At 40.9% G+C, this 18,532-nt stretch carries 14 protein-coding genes; 9 read left to right on the forward strand and 5 right to left on the reverse strand.

Going from position 1 to position 18,532, the window contains the following annotated elements; all coding sequences use genetic code 11:
• The first annotated feature begins 35 nt into the window (after positions 1-35).
• Positions 36-1,784 (forward strand): PKD domain-containing protein, encoded by a 1,749-nt coding sequence (locus J8L98_RS25040; RefSeq protein WP_210995904.1) that lies wholly within the window; start codon positions 36-38, stop codon positions 1,782-1,784.
• Between the two features lie 52 nt (positions 1,785-1,836).
• On the opposite strand, the gene J8L98_RS07440 is transcribed toward J8L98_RS25040, so the two are convergent.
• The gene (locus J8L98_RS07440; RefSeq protein WP_210995905.1) at positions 1,837-2,907 is read right to left on the reverse strand and encodes a serine hydrolase domain-containing protein; all 1,071 of its coding nucleotides are present in this window, start codon (positions 2,905-2,907) and stop codon (positions 1,837-1,839) included.
• Between the two features lie 284 nt (positions 2,908-3,191).
• Entirely contained in the window at positions 3,192-4,127 is a 936-nt protein-coding gene (locus tag J8L98_RS07445) for a fibrinogen-like YCDxxxxGGGW domain-containing protein (protein WP_210995906.1), read from the reverse strand.
• Positions 4,128-4,852: 725 nt separating this feature from the next.
• Here J8L98_RS07445 and J8L98_RS07450 point away from each other — a divergent pair.
• The 5 genes from J8L98_RS07450 to J8L98_RS07470 all read left to right on the forward strand — a co-directional run bounded on the left by J8L98_RS07450 (position 4,853) and on the right by J8L98_RS07470 (position 9,502).
• Positions 4,853-5,698, forward strand: a complete 846-nt coding sequence (locus J8L98_RS07450) for an enoyl-CoA hydratase/isomerase family protein (RefSeq protein ID WP_192506409.1) — start codon at positions 4,853-4,855, stop codon at positions 5,696-5,698.
• Positions 5,698-6,099 carry a nuclear transport factor 2 family protein gene (locus J8L98_RS07455; RefSeq protein ID WP_210995907.1) on the forward strand — a complete coding sequence of 134 codons (402 nt, stop codon included), beginning with the start codon at positions 5,698-5,700 and terminating at the stop codon, positions 6,097-6,099. Before J8L98_RS07450 ends, J8L98_RS07455 begins: the two co-directional genes overlap by 1 nt.
• Before the next feature lie 89 nt (positions 6,100-6,188).
• Entirely contained in the window at positions 6,189-6,995 is an 807-nt protein-coding gene (locus tag J8L98_RS07460; RefSeq protein ID WP_210995992.1) for an SDR family NAD(P)-dependent oxidoreductase, read from the forward strand.
• Positions 6,996-7,044: 49 nt separating this feature from the next.
• A complete protein-coding gene (locus tag J8L98_RS07465; RefSeq protein ID WP_210995908.1) occupies positions 7,045-7,650 on the forward strand; it encodes an NAD(P)H-dependent oxidoreductase in 606 nt (201 codons plus the stop codon).
• 1 nt (position 7,651) lies between these two features.
• Complete coding sequence (locus tag J8L98_RS07470) at positions 7,652-9,502, forward strand: monovalent cation:proton antiporter-2 (CPA2) family protein (protein WP_210995909.1); 1,851 nt, start codon at positions 7,652-7,654, stop codon at positions 9,500-9,502.
• A 331-nt stretch (positions 9,503-9,833) separates the two neighbouring features.
• Here the strand turns inward: J8L98_RS07470 and J8L98_RS07475 are convergent, their stop codons facing one another.
• Positions 9,834-10,727, reverse strand: a complete 894-nt coding sequence (locus J8L98_RS07475; protein ID WP_210995910.1) for a LysR family transcriptional regulator — start codon at positions 10,725-10,727, stop codon at positions 9,834-9,836.
• Positions 10,728-10,838: 111 nt separating this feature from the next.
• On the opposite strand from J8L98_RS07475, the gene J8L98_RS07480 reads away from it, so the two are divergent.
• Positions 10,839-11,828 (forward strand): zinc-dependent alcohol dehydrogenase family protein, encoded by a 990-nt coding sequence (locus J8L98_RS07480; RefSeq protein WP_210995911.1) that lies wholly within the window; start codon positions 10,839-10,841, stop codon positions 11,826-11,828.
• 181 nt (positions 11,829-12,009) lie between these two features.
• Here J8L98_RS07480 and J8L98_RS07485 read toward each other — a convergent pair whose 3' ends face one another.
• Both J8L98_RS07485 and J8L98_RS07490 read right to left on the reverse strand, forming a co-directional pair.
• Positions 12,010-13,680: a HAMP domain-containing sensor histidine kinase gene (locus J8L98_RS07485; protein WP_210995912.1), complete on the reverse strand. Its 1,671-nt coding sequence runs from the start codon at positions 13,678-13,680 to the stop codon at positions 12,010-12,012.
• A gap of 82 nt (positions 13,681-13,762) precedes the next feature.
• Complete coding sequence (locus tag J8L98_RS07490) at positions 13,763-14,464, reverse strand: response regulator transcription factor (protein WP_210995913.1); 702 nt, start codon at positions 14,462-14,464, stop codon at positions 13,763-13,765.
• Positions 14,465-14,631: 167 nt separating this feature from the next.
• On the opposite strand from J8L98_RS07490, the gene J8L98_RS07495 reads away from it, so the two are divergent.
• Both J8L98_RS07495 and J8L98_RS07500 read left to right on the forward strand, forming a co-directional pair.
• Positions 14,632-16,776 carry a TonB-dependent receptor gene (locus J8L98_RS07495; protein ID WP_210995914.1) on the forward strand — a complete coding sequence of 715 codons (2,145 nt, stop codon included), beginning with the start codon at positions 14,632-14,634 and terminating at the stop codon, positions 16,774-16,776.
• 371 nt (positions 16,777-17,147) lie between these two features.
• On the forward strand, positions 17,148-18,491 hold the full coding sequence (locus J8L98_RS07500) for a serine hydrolase (RefSeq protein ID WP_210995915.1): 1,344 nt from the start codon (positions 17,148-17,150) through the stop codon (positions 18,489-18,491).
• The last annotated feature ends 41 nt before the right edge of the window (positions 18,492-18,532 follow it).

An 18,532-nucleotide genomic window follows, 5' to 3' on the forward strand; every position in this document is an offset into this window, starting at 1 on the left:
CGTTTATAGCCATTAAACAACTATGAGAAATACACATGAAAGGTAATAAATTTAAAACCAGACTCACGACTGCATTTGTCCTTACTCTAGTAAGTAGCAGTGCCTCGGCACATAAGTTTTTAATAGATCCCGCTTGTAACGTGAATAAAAAGTGGCGGAATCAAAGTAGTATGACTTTTAACGCTAATCCAACGGGATTTGCAGGCGCTTTTGCAAAATGGAAAACGTCATTTCAACAAGCAATGAATCGAGTGAATGATACGCCTGCCAACTTTACTATTTATGTACGAACTGACGACGATAACAGTGTTGGAACCAATAATGGTGAAAGTGAAATTTGGTGGAGTACAGGGACTTCCGCTGTGGCATATACCATAACAAATAGCTGTGGTAACACGGTTGAAACTGACATTGTTTTTCACAACAATATTCCTAACGGTGGTTACAATGACAAGATGGATGAAAAAACATCTTATCGCGGCTATGGTCTAGAACGTCGATTATTCGAAACCACCGCGATACATGAAATAGGTCATACACTCGGGCTTGCTCATGAAAATCGCTACTATAATATTATGGGAACAGATTACACGCATGTGCATACGAGCGGAGAAAATTCATTAAGATCATATGTAGGTGAAGACGCCGCGAATGGTTTAATCACGCTGTATGGTAGCTCGACTCGACAAGATGTTTCGGTATCGGCTTGGCGGCGAACTGGGTCATCAGGGGAATACAGTTCACATGGCCGTAATCGATTACTCGACAGCACTGGCACTGAATTAAGTTCAACTAAAGTTGAGTCTAGCTGCACCAGAGATTACTGTGAAATGCGCCATAACGTTGAACTTGGCCAGCAAGTTCAAATGGAGCTGACTTTAGAAAACAGCGGTAGCCATGCTCAAAATGTTCAGCTTGGCTATTATATTTCTACTAATGCAACCATTACAAATACTGATACGTTAATTACAACCGACACAGTGTCTGTGTCGCGCAGGGTGCCAGACGAGGTTAAAAAGAGCATCGTCATTCCAAACAATTTACAACCAAATACCAATTACTACCTTGGGGTGATCATTGACAATGCCAATCAAGTATCAGAGTGGGATGAACAAAATAACACCAGTTATATTCATATTCGCACTGGTTCGGGGTCATCTAATTCAGCACCTGTCGCAGAAGCTAACGGCCCTTATAGCGCAGTAACTAATGCAGCAATTAACTTCAGTAGTGCTGACTCCTTTGACTCAGATGGCAATATCGTTTCTTACAGGTGGGATTTTGGTGACGGTAGTACACCTAGCTCAAGTGCCAATCCAAGCTATAGCTACACAACAGCAGGTACCTATACCGCAACATTAACTGTGACTGATAATCAAGGTGCAATTGCGTCAGATGCAGCAACCGTTACAATAACTGGAAGCCCGACAGGGGGGAGAATTGACAATGCATGCGCAACGGCGGGGCCAACAACCGGGTCCAGTTTAACCAGCGGTAATACGATTTGTTTACCTAATGGCAGTCGTGATGCGGATATTCAATACTATTTCATCTATGTGCCGGCTGGTATTTCAACATTAACAATTGAAACCGATCATGGCACAGGTGATGGTGATGTTTATTATAAAGCCTCAACTTGGGCGACAATAAGTAACTACGATCAACGTGGCTTTAGCGATAATAATACCGAGCTGGTGAGTGTGAATAATCCTGCTCAGGGCTATCGATTCATTAGTGTTGTCGGGCAACGCACAGGTATGGCAATGAAGGTAACTTTGGAATAGCTATTACTTAAGAACCAAAGGGGTCAAGCTCTGACCCTTTTGCTTGTGTTGTTTAATCGTTCGTGATTATTTTATTGAGTTGGTTACTAAATTTTGCTGCGGGGAAGTTTTGTACATTGGATAACACCACAATGAGTTTTTTACTTTCTGGGTAGCGGGCGATATAGGTACTAAACCCGTCTATTCCGCCAGAATGTACGTATCGTAATTCGCCATTAGATTGGGTAATAAACCAACCAAGACCAGCGCTGCCGAGCTCTGGAGTGAACATGGATTTTTGGCTTGCTTCGTTCAGTAATGTGTTGTTGTAGAATGATTGATCCCACTTGTGTAAATCGTTAGCACTTGAAACCAATGCGCCTGCGGCGAAGGGTACGGTCATGCTCAATTTTGTTATATTTGCACCACTTGGGAGGTAGCCTTGAGCAATATTATTCTGTCCTAACTCATCTTTACCATAGCCACTTTGTGCCATTTCCAAGGGATGGAATATCTCTGTGTTTATAAAGTCTTGATAGGTCATGCCACTGACCTTTTCAATTAAGTGCCCCAATACAATATAACCTGAATTTGAGTATTTATATTGGGAGCCAGAGTTAAATTCAAGTGCTCTGTCTTTAAATAAGGCGATTAGTTGCTCAGGAGTATGCGGTGTGTTTTTAATATCTTTAAACGTACTTAGCGCAGTAAAATTAGCTAGCCCTGCGCTGTGTTGCAGTAGATGCTTAATACGTATTTTATCCCCGTTGGGGAAATCAGGTAGGTACACATTAAGAGTATCTTGAATACTAAGTAACCCTTGCTCCTGTAATATCATAATGCCCGTAGCAGTGAACTGTTTAGAGATTGAAGCTAGCCTGAAAACGGTATCTGCATCAATCAGTTTTGTATCGTTTCGGTTAACTTTATTAAAGCCTTTACTGAATAATACCTGTTCATTTTCAACGATCAGTATCGCGCCACTAAAGTTTTGCTCTATGGCATACTGCTCAATTGTTTGGTCCATCTTGGCGGGTTTAATTTCAATGGCTTTTTCGTTGCTGCCACCACATGCACTCAGTAGTGCAATTAACAGTGTTGGTACAACAAAGTTTGTTCTGATTCGAAATAGGCATGTGGTCATACGAAACGTCCTTAATATGTCGTTTTAATACGCTTATCATATAGCGAATTTATGGTTGGTTTCTGTATGAAAGTGTTTATCAACGCGCTACATTTTTAAACAAAGTAAACGCATTAAATTGCGCGTCAGTGCATAAGCTGACTTTGCTTTACGAGCAGTACTTGTTGGCAATAAGCAATAATGAGAGATTTGTAAATTAATTAACAGTGGACATAAAAAGGTTGGCAAATAATGACAACCTTTTTTGGCTAAAACCACGGTTTTTGTTTTAGCTCGTTGAGTTTTTATCGGATGTAAATTTGTATATTCAATGGAGCGTAATACATTTTGCCACTGCTTAGCGTGCCATAGTTACCATTGCGGTTCGAAGGCTTAAAGTCTAAATTGTAAATTGACACGGTTGTGAAGTAAATCCCGTTACTTGGGTTACTCAAATAGGTATAGTCAGAGCCTTTATAGGTGCACCCTGGTTCAGCATGAAATACAGGCGTATTTACAAGATCGTCAACTAAAACCTGACAATTAGCTGTATCTAACTGTGTAAAGTCAAACACAACATAATTGTCATTATTGCCGTCGGTGACCATGATCTGTGTTGCGTTTGTTTTGAGCGCTTGCCACGTTGCCGCATCAATATAATGGTTTTTTTGAACATTAGGATCCGTTAGTTCTTGAGTACGGGCATGCGACTCGCGGCCATTCTTCTCTCGGGTGTTTACGAGCGTCCAGCCACCTTGATCTATATCCATGTTGCAATACACATTGGCTGTCGTTGGATTACCATCAACGGTCAGTTCAATAGCATGAATACCAGATTGAGAAGATGGGTCTTTAATTTTTACGTCGTCACATGATTGCCCATGCAACCCAGTATTCGATTGCAGTGCAAGTTCAAAGTCGCCAGACTCAAGAGCGTTACTGTACCAAGTCCCTTTATAAAGCCCATCAATCACGCGTTTTCCGAGGTAATGTTTTTTGGTATTCCCATTTGTTGATGTGAACTCGATCACATTATCATTATGTTGATATTGTCCTTTTGACACTTCACTGTCAGATTTGAGTATGAAGTCACCTTGCATACGCAATAGTTCAGAACTTGATAGTGTGTATGATGGGTCTAGTTGCCCATTTAGTGACGTATCTTCTTTGAGGTCAATATATTGAGGGGTTGCATAGCTAAAAGTGCTTGTCATAGCGAATATAAGATAATATTTGTTCATACCGTTCCTTTGTAATTGAATTTCTGATTAAAGTTATATTAAACAACATTTTAGCGTATATTGTTGGTGATGTTCTAGTCCTGATTTTGGCCCTCCTGATGTAAATCAGAGTTTGTTTATAAAAACAGCTCCATTATTAATTTTTTTCTAACTTAGGTCTGAAGCTTTGCACAATCACAGCGGTACCATGTCACCTTGCAGACGTAGTTCAGGACCCACTGTTCAGTGACGCGTGTATTTGTGCTTTTTGATTATCAACAGCCACCTCCTCAGTAGCCCTTTATTGGTTGGCAGCAGTGTCTCGTTCGGGTTAGCTATTGGGTTTTATCTAACCTCAGCTCTGGATAAGCGAATTTGCCCAATAAAGCTATTTTTCTCACTCTCGGCGTTGCTTTTATTTGTAATAGCCTGCTATTACTGCATAAAAGCGCCTTGATATTGAACAAAATATCATCATTGGACTGTACGTAAGTGTGTTTTCAAAACACTTTCTATTCCAAAACCCTTATCCAAACCTGAGGTTATCTAGATTTTATTATTTAATAAATATTAAAACTGATTGTTTAATTACTGGCATTATCAAGTAAATGCAAGTGTTCTAGTATGGCTTATAGCAAATTGAGAGTGAGCTTATCACTGCAAATTGCACACTTCCCCCTACGTGAGCTTGAGTAAACATAACGATACTAAGCTCTTAAAACAATAGATTGGTTGGAGAGTATATTATGAAGTATTCAGGTTTTCAGACATTTAAAACACAACAACGAGACGGCGTTCTTACGGTGACTTTCGACTTTGGTACTGTCAATGTACAAGGTCAGGAAATGCTTGCAGACTTAAATAGTTTGGCAATGCGATTAGAGCGTGACCGCAATACCAAAGTCGTGGTTTTTCAATCAGCTAACCCTGAAGTGTGGGTTTGTCATTATGATACTGAATTATTAAAGGATATGTCGACTGAGGCCGTATCTCGCGACGAAGTGGCGCTTTTAGATTTACAGTCTGTGTGTGAGCGGATCAGTAAAGTCCCTCAAGCAACCATTGCTAAGCTTGAAGGTTTTGCTCGCGGTGGTGGTCATGAATTAGCGCTTGCATTAGATATGCGTTTTGCCGCACGTGGCAAGTTTAAATTTATGCAGATGGAAGTGGGCATGGGTATTTTGCCATGTGGAGGTGGTGCATCACGCATGGCACGTCAAACTGGCTTGGGTCGCGCATTAGAGATTATTTTAAGCGCCCGTGATTTTGATGCTGATGAGGCAGAAGCTTATGGCACCATCAATAAAGCACTTGAGCCAGATCAAATTGGTGAATATGTTGATACGCTTGCGAAACGTATCGCTAAATTTCCTGCTGAATCTATCAATGCTTGTAAACAAGCGGTGTATGAGTCTATTGATAAACCCATTGATGAAGCGCTAAAAGCAGAAGCATACTGGCTTTACCAAGCCACCAGTAAAACCCCTGCGGTTAAGCGTTTTAGCATAGCTGATGAACAAGGATTGGAGCATGACATGGAAAACCAGCGTAACTGGAACGAGTTAGTGATGAATGTTCAGGACATAAAATAATGCATAGACAGACTCACCTGCAGCTGGTTAGTGACTTTTTTATGCGATTTGTTAACTCAGACATTGAAGGCTTACTGGCACTGCTTGATGACCAAGTTGTTTGGAAAATGATGGGACAGCAAGGTGGTTTGCCAGTCTCTGGAGAAATGGATAAAGCGGGAATTACTGAACTGATGCAAAGTGTTCGAGCACAAGTTGCAGGCCGTTTAAATATGACCCCCACGGCGTGGACGATTGCAGATGGGCGCGTTGCGGTCGAAGTCGAATCTTCAGCTAAGCTAAAAAATGGTCGCGATTACAATAACCTTTATCACTATTTATTCACGATTTCTGACGGAAAAATTGACGCTATCAAAGAATATGGCGATACCGATCAGGTGAGGAGAGTATTCTTAGATTAGTGGGTAGAGGTTAATTAAAATATAGGGGCGATGAGCCCCTATATTTATTAATTACAGATTGATAAGTAATGCACTTGAGGAATTCGATGATGAAAAAAACAATTCTAATAACAGGCTCTACCGACGGGATTGGTTTAGCAACAGCTAAGTCACTTGTGAAGTTGGGGCATAGGGTATTGCTGCATGGTCGCAGTTGTTCAAAGCTTGCAGATGCAACAAAGCGACTGAGTGAATTGACTAAAGCAGAAGATATTTTTACGTATCAAGCTGATTTATCGAGTATACGTGATGTGCAAGCGCTTGTTGTTAAAATAAAACAAGAACATCAAAGGCTCGATACGGTGATTAATAATGCGGGGGTGTTTATTGTCCCTGAAAAAGTGTCTCCCGATGGGCTTGACGTTCGTTTTATGGTGAATACCATTGCACCTTACATCCTGACACACGCTCTTTTGGCACTGCTTGATAACACTGGGCGTGTCATTAATGTATCCTCAGCGGCGCAGTCCTCTCTTTTTGCTGAGGAGTTATGCACACCAAGTTCATTATCAGATAGTGCTGTTTACGCGAAAAGTAAACTGGCTTTGACTATGTGGACGCGTCAGTTAGCCATGTCGCTTGGAGAAAGTGGCCCTGTCATTGTCGCAATTAATCCGAAGTCTTTTTTAGGCAGTAAAATGGTTGAACAAGCGTATGGTGTGACGGGCGGAAACTTGCAAATAGGCGCCGATATATTGGTGAAAGCGGCGTTATCGGAAGAGTTCTCTGATGCGTCTGGGCTTTATTACGATAATGACGTGGGCCAGTTTACATCGCCTCATCAAGATGCGCTTAACTCAACTAAAATAACTAAAATTACACAAACAATTGAGCGTATTATCCATTCATTGGGTTAAAAATAACCGCAACTCGCAAATAGGTGTACGTTGAGAGGAAAGAAGAGCCATGAAGAAAATTCTGATAAATTTTGCTCATCCTGCAAAGTCGCGGTCAAATATTAATATCGCATTGCGCAATGCAGTTGAAAACATTGAGCATGTAACGGTGAATGACCTGTATGCCAACTATCCAGATTTCATGATCGATATAAAACGAGAGCAAGGCTTATGTGAAGCGCATGACATTATTATTTTCCAACACCCTTTTTATTGGTATTCAACACCCGCAATTATGAAAGAGTGGTTAGACTTGGTGCTGGAGCATGGATGGGCATATGGCAATGAAGGAAAAGCATTGGCAGGTAAAGTGTTTTTTCAGGCGATCACCACCGGTGGCGATGCGAGTACCTATCAAAAAGGCGGTTACAACGAATTCACTTTAAAAGAGCTTACAGCACCCTATAGAGCAACCGCCAAATTATGCCGCTTAACTTGGTTGCCACCTTTTGTGGTGACTGGTGTGCATCAGGGCTTAGAACCAGAAGAAATACATAGTTATTCAGCAGAGTATAAGCGCACACTCATTGCTTTACGAGATTCGTTACTCGATTTAGAGGTGCTAACACAGCAAGAGGTTTTGAATAACAACCATTCAGTTAGTCGGAGCGAATAGTATGGAAGCGTTTTTACTGCAGTTGTTTATCTTTTTGGTGGCCGCGGCCATATCAGTGCCGATTGCAAAGAAGCTCGGACTTGGCTCTGTGCTGGGCTATCTGATGGCGGGTATTGTCATTGGGCCTTTTGGTGCTGCGTTAATTCATGATGTTGAAGCAATCATGCACTTCACTGAGTTTGGTGTGGTAATGATGTTATTTTTGGTTGGGCTTGAACTCAAACCCTCGCTGTTATGGCAGCTTCGAACACCGATTTTAGGGTTTGGTGGGGCACAGGTGCTGATCAGCAGCGTGTTCATTTGGGGTGTCGCTGTTGTTTTTCTACCTTGGCAACAAGCACTCGCCATAGGACTTATTTTATCATTGTCTTCAACAGCGATTGTACTGCAAACCTTGCAAGAGAAAGGCAAAATGAAAACTGAGGCTGGTCAGTCGGTATTTGCGGTGTTGTTATTTCAAGATTTGGCCGTAATCCCCATGCTAGCCATTCTCCCTTTGCTTGCCACGCTCACGATATCTGGTGGTGCTCACCATGATTCGGTGCTATTTGATATCAGTACACTACCTAATTACATACAAATATTGGTGACTATTTCGGCTATTGTATTCGTGCTTATGGCGGGTAAGTTTGCCTGTCGACCAATTTTTAGAACCATTGCTAACACGGGTGTAAGAGAAATCTTCGTCGCTGCGGCGTTAGGACTGGTTATAGGGACGTCACTTCTGATGATGACGGTCGGGTTATCACCCGCACTAGGTGCATTTTTGGCAGGGGTGGTACTTGCGGATAGTGAGTTTCGCCATGAATTAGAAAGCGACATTGAGCCATTTAAGGGCTTATTATTGGGTATATTCTTCATTTCAATTGGTGCGAGTCTTAACTTTACACTGATCAGTGACAGTTTTTTATTAATACTGGGTTTAACTTGTGGGTTAATGGCCATAAAAGGATTGGTATTATTACTCGTGAGTGTTGTATTTAAAATTAGTAAACAAGAGCGGCCGCTGTTTGCTATTGCATTGGCACAAGGAGGCGAATTTGCCTTTGTGTTGTTTCAACTGACTAAAACAAGTGGTGTGTTATCCATTGAGGTTATTGAACCTTTGATTTCAGCGGTGGCTATTTCTATGTTTTTGGCGCCTGTTATGTTTGTTATTCATGAAAAAATGTCTCACAAACCAAATCAGAAGCCAGTAGAAGCAACGAAAGACGTTATTGAAAAAGGGGATCATAAAGTTATATTGGCTGGATTTGGTCGCTTAGGGACTGATATAGGAAGGTTTTTAATATCAGCGGGTATAAAGCCTGTCATCCTTGATCATGATGCTAATAATGTCAGCCTTCTGAGAAAGTTAGGCTTTGAGGTATATTATGGTGATGCCACAAGGCTTGATTTGTTGGAGTCGGCAGGGGCTGCCACGGCAGAGTTACTGGTGATTACATTAGGTGATACCGAGTCTGCAAAACAACTTGTTGCGCTGGCAAAAAAACATTATCCGCAGTTAAAAATAGTCGTGAACGCCCATGATCGAGAAGCCGCATTTGAATTTATGGACTTAGATATTGAACATATCTATCGCGAGACATTAGGCACGGCTTTAAATATGGGGCAAGCAGCGATGAAACAGCTTGGTGTTGACCCATATGAAGTACATCGTTTTAAGCAAATTTTTTATAAGAAAGACGTTGAAATGATGCCGGAGCTATACAAACTGCGATGCGAAGAAGAAAAGTACATCGTGTTATATCAAAAGCATCATGAACATTTAGAGGAATTGATGAAGTTAGATCATAACGAAAACTTAATGGCGCTAGATAAAGCGTGGACAGCAAAAAATCCAGCGCTCTAGGGGCGACGACAATAATGGCATAGAGCGCACTATCTTTATGTCATTATTTTTATAAAGCCTTTTCATCAAAAATGGCATTATCGGCGACAAACCCGTTTGCTAATCTGAGTATGCGGTAATGATTGCACATGTTACGTCAATTCACGTTAACTAGGCTGCTTTGTGTTCAATCTTATGTCATTAAGGCGTTACTATGTTAGGAGAGAACCATTCATTGATAAACGAACTTCCAGCACATAAAGACACAATTAAGCGGCTGCATCTTGACAGTAAAACCTGATTGGTTGTGATGAAAAGCAGACTTTTTTACTGAGGTCTGCTTTTTAGGCTTTCACGCTTCCCAGTAAGGTATGTCACCATAATATGCTTTAAAGTAATCAATAAATGCTCGGACTTTAGGGGCCAACAAGCGTGAACTTGGGTACACAGCCCAAATAGCGGTGTCAGACTCTACTGGATACTCTTTTAAGACTTGCACAAGCTCTCCTGTTTTAAGTGCTTTATAAGCGCACCAAATAGAGCATAAAGTTAAGCCTGCGCCGTTCATACAAGCATCTCTGGTTGATTCACCATTATCAATGCGTATTGCGCCTTTGGGTTTGATTTTTTTGAGTCCGTCAGGTGTATTAAAAAGCCAGCTGTCAATCCCTATAAAGTTAATACACTGATGATTTAGTAGATCTTGAGGTGTGCTGGGTTCACCATATTCTTTAATATAATCCGGGGATGCACACACAATTCGATGATCGCGTGTGAGCTTTCGTGCGACTAAGGTCGAGTCATTCAATGACGCATTTCTGATGGCAATATCAAAACCGCCTTCCACCATATCAACGATGCTATCACTTTGGCGTAAATCAATTTTTAACTCTGGATATTGTTTTACAAAACCATTTAATGCAGGGACTATATGCATTCGTGCAAAGGATGATGGCGCTGCAACTCTGATGGTACCCTGAGGGGTGAAACTGCCTGCACCAACAGACGCTTTCGCACTATCAACGGCATTCAATACTGCTTCAGCATGAGGTAAAAACTCACGGCCTTCTTCTGTTAAAGACACTTTTCGGGTGGTTCTATGTATCAGCTTTACCCCTAACGCTTCTTCAAGTTTATTGATATGCATACTTGCAACAGGTGCAGATAACCCCAGCTCGCTGCCCGCCATACTGATGTTGTGAGTCACCGCTATTCTCACAAAAAGCCTTAAGTGTTCATTATTCATTGTCGTCACTCATTATTAATAAAAAGTAAAAACTGATTAATTTTATGAGTGTATTATCAAGAATGTGTTTTGTAAATATACTTTACCCAATCCAATACAGGGGAAATAATAATGAAAGCAATGACAATTAACGCGTTTGGCGGTACTGAAGTATTTACAGCGTCTGAATTAATAAAACCAGAAGCGACAGCTGGGCACGTGGTAATAAAAGTGGCCGCAACGAGTGTGAATACGGTTGATACAATGATCCGCCAAATGGGGGAGGATTTAGCCCCCTTATCACCTTCATTACCTGGCGTATTAGGGATGGACTTTGCTGGTGTCGTGGAATCTGTCGGAGCAGGTGTAACAGGTTTCTCTGTTGGTGATGAAGTATATGGTTGTGCTGGTGGCTTAGCAGACTTACAAGGAGCGTTAGCGGAGTATATGCTTGCTGATACAAAGCTAATTGCTCACAAGCCTAAAACAATTTCAATGCGTGAAGCGGCCGCTATACCGTTAGTCGGCATTACCGCGTTTGAAGGACTTATACGTGCTGGCGTTAGCCAAAATCAGAAAGTACTGGTGCATGGTGGAGCTGGCGGCGTAGGCCATATAGCGTTACAATTGGCGCGCTATTTTGGTGGTGAAGTTTATGCTACTTGCAGTGGCCATGCTCAGTCTGAACTCATTAAAAAGTTGGGGGGGACGGCCATTAATTATAAAACCGAATCAGTGACTGATTATGTTGCTACGTATACTGATGGTGCAGGCTTTGATGTAGTGTATGACTCTATTGGCGGCGCGAATCTGCTTAATTCATTTGAAGCAGCTGCATTAAATGGGCAAGTTGCTACGACTGTGTCTATGGCCGAAATAGACCTGACGACAGCGCATTTTAAAGGGTTATCTTTACATGTTGTCTTTATGCTGATCCCAATGCTTTATAATCACAAACGTGAACGCCACGGTGAGATTTTGGCTAAAATTGCAGAGGTTGTAGATGCCGGTAAATTAACCCCTATTGTTGATGAACAATATTTTAGTTTAGAAGATGTCGGTAAGGCACATACTCGACTTGCAAGCGGTCAAGCAATGGGAAAAGTAGTGGTGTCAGTTTAGGTATTAAATCATTTTTCTTGTCGAGAGGGGCGAAGTTAAGCCCCGCTCTGATTACCCCCTTCGATGCTTTAACCGCAGTCGTTGCGCTAATTGCGGTTATAGTCGCAATGCCTTTTGCTCTATGTAGAGCTGAGTACGTAACTCATTTAGGTCGTATCACAATGTACTTTTAACTCATCAGCTATTGGAACTTGCATTTAAAGCGTATTTTCATCGATAGGCCCGGCGACATGCGATCTACTTCAATGGTGCCTTGTTGTGCTAATACAAGCTCGTTGACCAGCGCAAGCCCTATCCCTGTACCTTGGGTTGAGCGTGTTAATTCACTGCCTCCGCGATAAAATAATTCAAAGATTTTACTTTCTTGTTCCGCACTAATACCATTACCATAATCACGAATTTCCATCACGATATAGTCTTTATCTTTAGCGTTTGCTGTAAAGTTGAAATCGACTTTTTTGCGTTGTTCATCTTCGATAGTGTCACTATCAAAAAACTTTACTGCGTTATCAGTGATGTTGATCACAACCTGTGAAAATGCATCTAAGTCAATGAGTAAAAGTACACCTTCTGGTTTTTCGAAGTCACTTGAAATGTTTAGCTGAAAATGGCTGTTTAGCAATAACGACGATACTTTTGACTGGATGATATCCGTTAAAATACTGAGCTTGGTATAGTGTGCATTCACACTGTGTTGTGGTTGGTTGAGTTTTGAAAGCTGCAGTATGTTGTCAATTAAACGAGATAAGCGTTCACTCTCACTGTGGATGAATTCGTAATACTCAGATTTGTATTCTTCTGAGGGCACCATCCCTGATTTTAGCATTTCAGAATACATGCGAATGGATGTTAATGGTGTCTTGAGTTCATGGCTTACCGAAGACACAAAGTTGAGACGTTGCTCTGCGAGCTTAAGCTGTTTGATACCCAAACGATAAAAGCCAAAACTGCCCAGTATAATACCACACAGTAACAACGCCATTAATCCAAGGCTATATATCGCCGCAGAAGGGAGCGTGAGTTTTGCCGTTGAATATGTGAGCTGATAACTTTTAAAAGGCCACCGTAGTTCGTGGCTATTGATGGTCAATTGATTTAATGGTGCGTGTAGCAATTTGGTTTGGGTGATGACGGCTTGACCATGGGGTTTGCTGTCATAAATAAAATAAGTTTTATCCGAACTCGTTTGTTCAGGCTGTACGGTGACTGTGATCGTACTTTTAAATTGCACGGTTTTGAGTATCCGTTCAATTTGGTTGTTTAAATAGGCATTTACGTCGATGACGTAGCCTTGTAATTTTTTGACATCATTCACGAATACAATACGATAAAAAACAAGGTATCCTGGTACATCGGATAATAAAAGAAACTTCTCATTGTTAGCCGATAAGTTGTTTTCAATGAGGGCTTTTAACTCGGTTGACTTGGATGTTACTTGATAGAGCTTTAAAGCGAGGATTTTTCGTGTTTTCGACTCAAGCCCATCATGCTCTTCTACTTTTAACCCTTTGGCACCATTGACGATGTTAGGCCAAACTGGGCTATTGAATTGCCCATTTTTATCTAGTTGAAAGTAACCGATGAGGCCGACATAGCGCGCATTATATTCAGGGTTTGAAAGCGGAGACCTAATTCGACTCACTTGTTTGTTATCAGGGTTGTAAATATGCTGATAATAATCAAAGGTGCGTGTGTTTAAGGCATTATCAAATACGACGCGTTTAAATAATTTGAGATTTAGTTGTGACGTTATCTTTGCTGTTTTACTTTGATATTCGGTTAAAAGATCTTTTTCAAATTGATGATATCCTTTGTAAAGTACGACGCTGATAGGGGCTAATAATAGAAGCAAAAAAAGACCAGTAAGGTAGCGAAGCCTACTTACGCGCTGCGGATAACTTAATAAACGGGTATTTGAGAGGAGGTGTTTCATATTATGACTGACAGCTAAATAGCTGATACCCTTCGCCTCTTAGCGTCACTAAATGCTCAGGGATTTTAGGGTCGCTTTCAATTTTTTTACGTATTTTAGCGATATGTATATCCACTGTGCGCGTATCGATATGTTCAGTTGATTTATATCCCCACACTTCTCTTAATAATTCATCGCGTGATACAGGGGATTTTTGCTGGTTTAAGTAAATCAAAATACTGACTTCTCGGCGGGTATAGCGCATCTCTTGCTCATATGAGCACCCTGTTAGTTTTTGCGTACAAATACGCACATGTTTACCAATGGCGAGAGTATGGTCATTACCAGATAATCCAGAGCGCCTTATTAATGCTGTGACTCTTAATACTAACTCGGATGTAGAAAATGGTTTAGCTAAATAATCATCAGCGCCTAACGTCAGGCCGTTAATGATATCTTCTTCAGCATTTTTTGCAGTTAACATTAAAACAGGTTGTACCTGAGAGTGTTGCCTGATTGCATTGCATATTTCAAAACCATTCATCGATGGCAGCATCACATCTAAAATAATGCAACTGTACTTCTGTGCTAAAGCGCGAGAGAGCCCTTTTCTACCATCCATTTCACTTTTAACGTCAAACCCATGAAATACAAAAAGATCGGTAAGACCACGCAGTATACTTGGCTCGTCTTCGATAATAAGCAGAGAGGGTTTTATATTCATATTATTTTTCAATTCTTTGGCTTACTTATGGAGACTATATCATTATTGTTAATAGCTAAAATGCAAAGTTTTGTAAAAGTTTTATAGCGTTGTTTTTACTTTTTGTGCCTACTTGACGCGCGGTTTACTGGCTAAGATGCCCTGAACTTAATGACAGGGTACTAACAATGATAAACAGTGATATTCAACCTCCTCTATTATTTAAGCGATCGGCTCTACGCCAAGCAATTTTAAGTTGTGTTTTAATGGGCGGTTCTTGTACTTTGATTGGTTTTTCAAACGTCAGCGCTGCAAATGAATCTGTAGCCAATATCGACAGATATGAGGCTCGTACTTTTATGGCGTTAGACCCGCAAACATTATACGATATTTTAGAAAATACGCCGGGTGCAAATAGTCTTTTAAACGCACTGAACGACACGTCAGAAAATCGCGGTTTTGGTTCTGCGGGTGAGCAAATTTTAATAAATAGTAAGCGAATGTCGGGAAAAGAGAATAGCCTTGCTAAAGAGTTGGATAGTATTCAAGCACAGGACGTTGATTATATTGAACTGATCCGTGGTACTCGGTCTGATTTAGATGTACAAAGTAACGGGTTAGTGATTAATGTGGTTCTTAAAAAAGACATAGAACCCTCTATTTTATGGACATTGGGGACAGTCAAAACGGCTGATATTAAACCCTATTCAAGGGGGTCATTGACGTATAGCGCAAGTATCGACAATTTTAAATATAGACTGGGTATGAGCCACTCAGTGAATCCTACAGAAATAAGTTCAAGTGAGTATTTTACCTCTGTTGATCAAGTTCATACACAAACAAATACTCGGGTGCGTGACAACATCTACACAACAAGTCAGTTATCAGCCAAATTAGAATATGTATACTCTGATAAAACCTCAATGCAGCTCAATGGTATTTACGAAAAAATTAAAGTCGACGCAACCATCAGCAATGACGGTGAATACTTAGTGAAGAACACACAAGAGCATAAGGCCTTAGTTTATGATTGGGCCAGAGATAAATGGGAAATTAGTGGAGATATCAGCCATGAGTATAATGATGATCATCAATTAAAATTACTGTTCATCAGTAATCGAGCGGACTCAGACGATAAAATTTGGCACAGTGTATCTAAAGGCGGCAATATACTGCTTCCTGACTACACATTGCCGCGCATATATACCTCAAAGGAAAATGTCTTACGTACCAATTGGCGCTATAAATTGAATACACGTCATACTTTTGATTCGGGTTTTGAAGTCGCGATAAATGAACTCAATGAAGATTTACAGTTTATTCGTCAATCAGGCGTTACTTACCGCTCTACGGAGTTGAATGATATTAAAGAAACCCGTTACGAAGCCTTTAGTAATTATAATTTTGCAATGTCTGCTGCGCTTAACCTGCAATCATCATTGATATATGAGCGCTCCACCATAGACGTTGCGACTGACTTACTGTTAGTGAGCGACACATTACACAACGCACAAAGTGATACTTCTCGCACGTTTAATTACCTTAAGCCACGTTTGAACCTAAGGTATGATTTAAATGAGATTTATCAAATGCGTTTTAATTATCAACGAACGGTGAGTCAGCTTGAACTGAAAGACTTTGTGCCCTGGTTTGACAGCTATGAATCTCGATTAGAAGAAGCGAACCCAGATTTAAAACCCGAAGTACGTGATGAGCTTTCATTCGCTTTTGAAAAGCAGTGGCAAAACACCAATGGTAGTTTTACCGTCACGCCTTATTATCATAAAGTCAGTGATTTAATTAATGAGGTGTTATTAGCGAAGCGATCGGGTGACGGCAACATTGACAGGGCTAAAGAGTACGGCGTTAAATTAGAAACAAATTTTGGGTTAGAAGCGCTTGGACTAAATAATACCTTGGTCAGTGCCAACTATACATGGCGAGAGAGTGACGTGGTACACCCTTTTACTGGGGAGCGAGGGCCGATTGAAAGAGTGAGTAAAAATGAATGGCGTGTAAAGCTCAACCAAAATGACATTTTACCTGGGCTATCGTTAAGTTTAACGCTTGAAGATAAGAGCCGTTATGAATTTTATTACTATGATTACCAAGGTAATGTTGACACCAAAATCACAGCAAATGCCTTTATTGATTACCAAATGACGAAGAACCTAAAACTGCGTTTAAAAGGTGACAATTTACTGAGTGATAGGTACACAGTAAATAAAGCACGTCATACAGCATTGTTTACTGACAGTGATTTTTTAAGACAAGAGCGGCGTGATAATGAACGTGCGCCTAGGTTTTCATTAATATTAACAGGCCAATTTTAAGCTGTATTTTTACCAAACGAGTGGTATGGGGCTGAGTTTACAGTGTGCGGCATAAAGTGCGTGTTAATATTATCAATGGAGTTTATGGATTAAAGGTGTGCGACAAACAGATGCACGCCTTTTTTATTGCCTCATACCTGAGCAAATTATCACGTGTGATGACCTTGAGATTAAAAGGTGGTAGCCAATAAGTTGGCTATCAACAACTCTGACCCTTTTGATATTCTGACCCTTTTGATATTCTGACCCTTTTGATATTCTGACCCTTTTGATATTCTGACCCTTTTGATGTTAAGCGCTTTTAGCTGCCCTAATTTATTGTCGATAGTTTCGTCTTGTTTAATAAAGCAACAAACTAAAACAGGACCATTATGAACAATAAAACAGGTTTATTAACCGGGGGGTTATGTGTAGCGCTACTCAGTGGCTGCAATTCGGACCCACAAGTATTACTAGGATACAGTGCAAACCAATTATGCTCGCGACACTTTATCTCGGATGAGCCCGTCGATTTTATAAAAAGCCGGGTGATCCTGGAAGCATTGGCAACCTTACCAGATGACACCCAAATACACGTCGATACTAGTAATCATGTGGTTACTCTTTCAGCAGAGATTGATAATGAAATAATAACGCGAACATCCGTTTATAGAGAGGGCTTTGGGTGTACTTTGTTATTTGATTTAACAAAAGAGCAATTACGGGCACAAACCGCCCATGTGAATACGCCAGAAGCTTCACCGAGTGCGCCGATTGATAAGGCGGTTAATTCAAATCTTACGCTAGATAAGTTTTTTAAGACGAATCAATATGATTACGCGTGGAGTGATAACACATTTGCCGTTGCCGTAATGCACAAAGGAAAGTTGGTCGCAGAGCAATATGATGACCACCATCATGGCGACACCCGAGTACTGAGTTGGTCAATGGCTAAAACGCTCACCGCATTAATGACCGGCGTTTTGATAGATCAAGGTAAGTTAGCGCTCAACCAAACGGTGTCTTTTGGCCAGCATGGCATGACCATTAAGAACCTGCTTAATATGAGTTCAGGCGTCAAATGGGCCGAAACGCCAGACATTCATGGTTATGAAGATTTGGCACCGATGTGGTATTACCATGGTAACTCAGTTGAATATGTATCGGCATTAGGGAAAGAGTATACGCCAGGCAGTCGGTTTGAATATGCGACGGGGACCACGCAATTGCTTAGTTCAGCAATAAAAGCAGCCTCAGGAGGAAGCTTTCAAACGGTGAATGATCTATACCAATCACACCTATTTAAACCTTTAGGGATCAATAATGCCGTCGTAGAGTTTGACGAAGCAGGTAACTTTCGAGGTGGCGCTCGTATGTTTTTGACCATTCATGATTGGCTAAAAATTGGTGAGTTATTTATCAATCAAGGTCGTTGGGGTGATCAACAGGTCGTGCCTGAATCTTGGCTTACAGAGGTTATGATGTCACCCGGTGTATCAAAACATTACGGTGCACAGCTTTGGCTTAATGATTTGCAGTTTTGGCTACCTAAATTGCCAAAAGATACCGTATCTCTTCGAGGTCATCGTGGTCAGTATGTGATTATTATCCCTTCTAAACAACTTGTGGTCGCACGTTTTGGCGCATACGGTTCGGTAGTAAATCAAAATATTGGACTTGCCAATAAACGCGTTTTTAGTGCTGTTGTGGATGTTTTAAAGCAACTAGAAAAATAGTAAATTTAAGAATAAAAAGGCGCGTTTAAAATGGGGTAGAA

The sequence above is a fragment of the Pseudoalteromonas sp. MMG013 genome (assembly GCF_018100885.1).
Lineage (GTDB): Bacteria > Pseudomonadota > Gammaproteobacteria > Enterobacterales > Alteromonadaceae > Pseudoalteromonas > Pseudoalteromonas aurantia.

Bases quoted from the DNA above. Each gene is read 5' to 3' on its own strand.
- J8L98_RS25040 (WP_210995904.1), top strand. From the start codon at position 36: ATGAAAGGTAATAAATTTAAAACCAGACTCACGACTGCATTTGTCCTT.
- J8L98_RS07440 (WP_210995905.1), bottom strand. From the start codon at position 2,907: ATGACCACATGCCTATTTCGAATCAGAACAAACTTTGTTGTACCAACA.
- J8L98_RS07445 (WP_210995906.1), bottom strand. From the start codon at position 4,127: ATGAACAAATATTATCTTATATTCGCTATGACAAGCACTTTTAGCTAT.
- J8L98_RS07450 (WP_192506409.1), top strand. From the start codon at position 4,853: ATGAAGTATTCAGGTTTTCAGACATTTAAAACACAACAACGAGACGGC.
- J8L98_RS07455 (WP_210995907.1), top strand. From the start codon at position 5,698: ATGCATAGACAGACTCACCTGCAGCTGGTTAGTGACTTTTTTATGCGA.
- J8L98_RS07460 (WP_210995992.1), top strand. From the start codon at position 6,189: ATGAAAAAAACAATTCTAATAACAGGCTCTACCGACGGGATTGGTTTA.
- J8L98_RS07465 (WP_210995908.1), top strand. From the start codon at position 7,045: ATGAAGAAAATTCTGATAAATTTTGCTCATCCTGCAAAGTCGCGGTCA.
- J8L98_RS07470 (WP_210995909.1), top strand. From the start codon at position 7,652: ATGGAAGCGTTTTTACTGCAGTTGTTTATCTTTTTGGTGGCCGCGGCC.
- J8L98_RS07475 (WP_210995910.1), bottom strand. From the start codon at position 10,727: ATGAATAATGAACACTTAAGGCTTTTTGTGAGAATAGCGGTGACTCAC.
- J8L98_RS07480 (WP_210995911.1), top strand. From the start codon at position 10,839: ATGAAAGCAATGACAATTAACGCGTTTGGCGGTACTGAAGTATTTACA.
- J8L98_RS07490 (WP_210995913.1), bottom strand. From the start codon at position 14,464: ATGAATATAAAACCCTCTCTGCTTATTATCGAAGACGAGCCAAGTATA.
- J8L98_RS07495 (WP_210995914.1), top strand. From the start codon at position 14,632: ATGATAAACAGTGATATTCAACCTCCTCTATTATTTAAGCGATCGGCT.
- J8L98_RS07500 (WP_210995915.1), top strand. From the start codon at position 17,148: ATGAACAATAAAACAGGTTTATTAACCGGGGGGTTATGTGTAGCGCTA.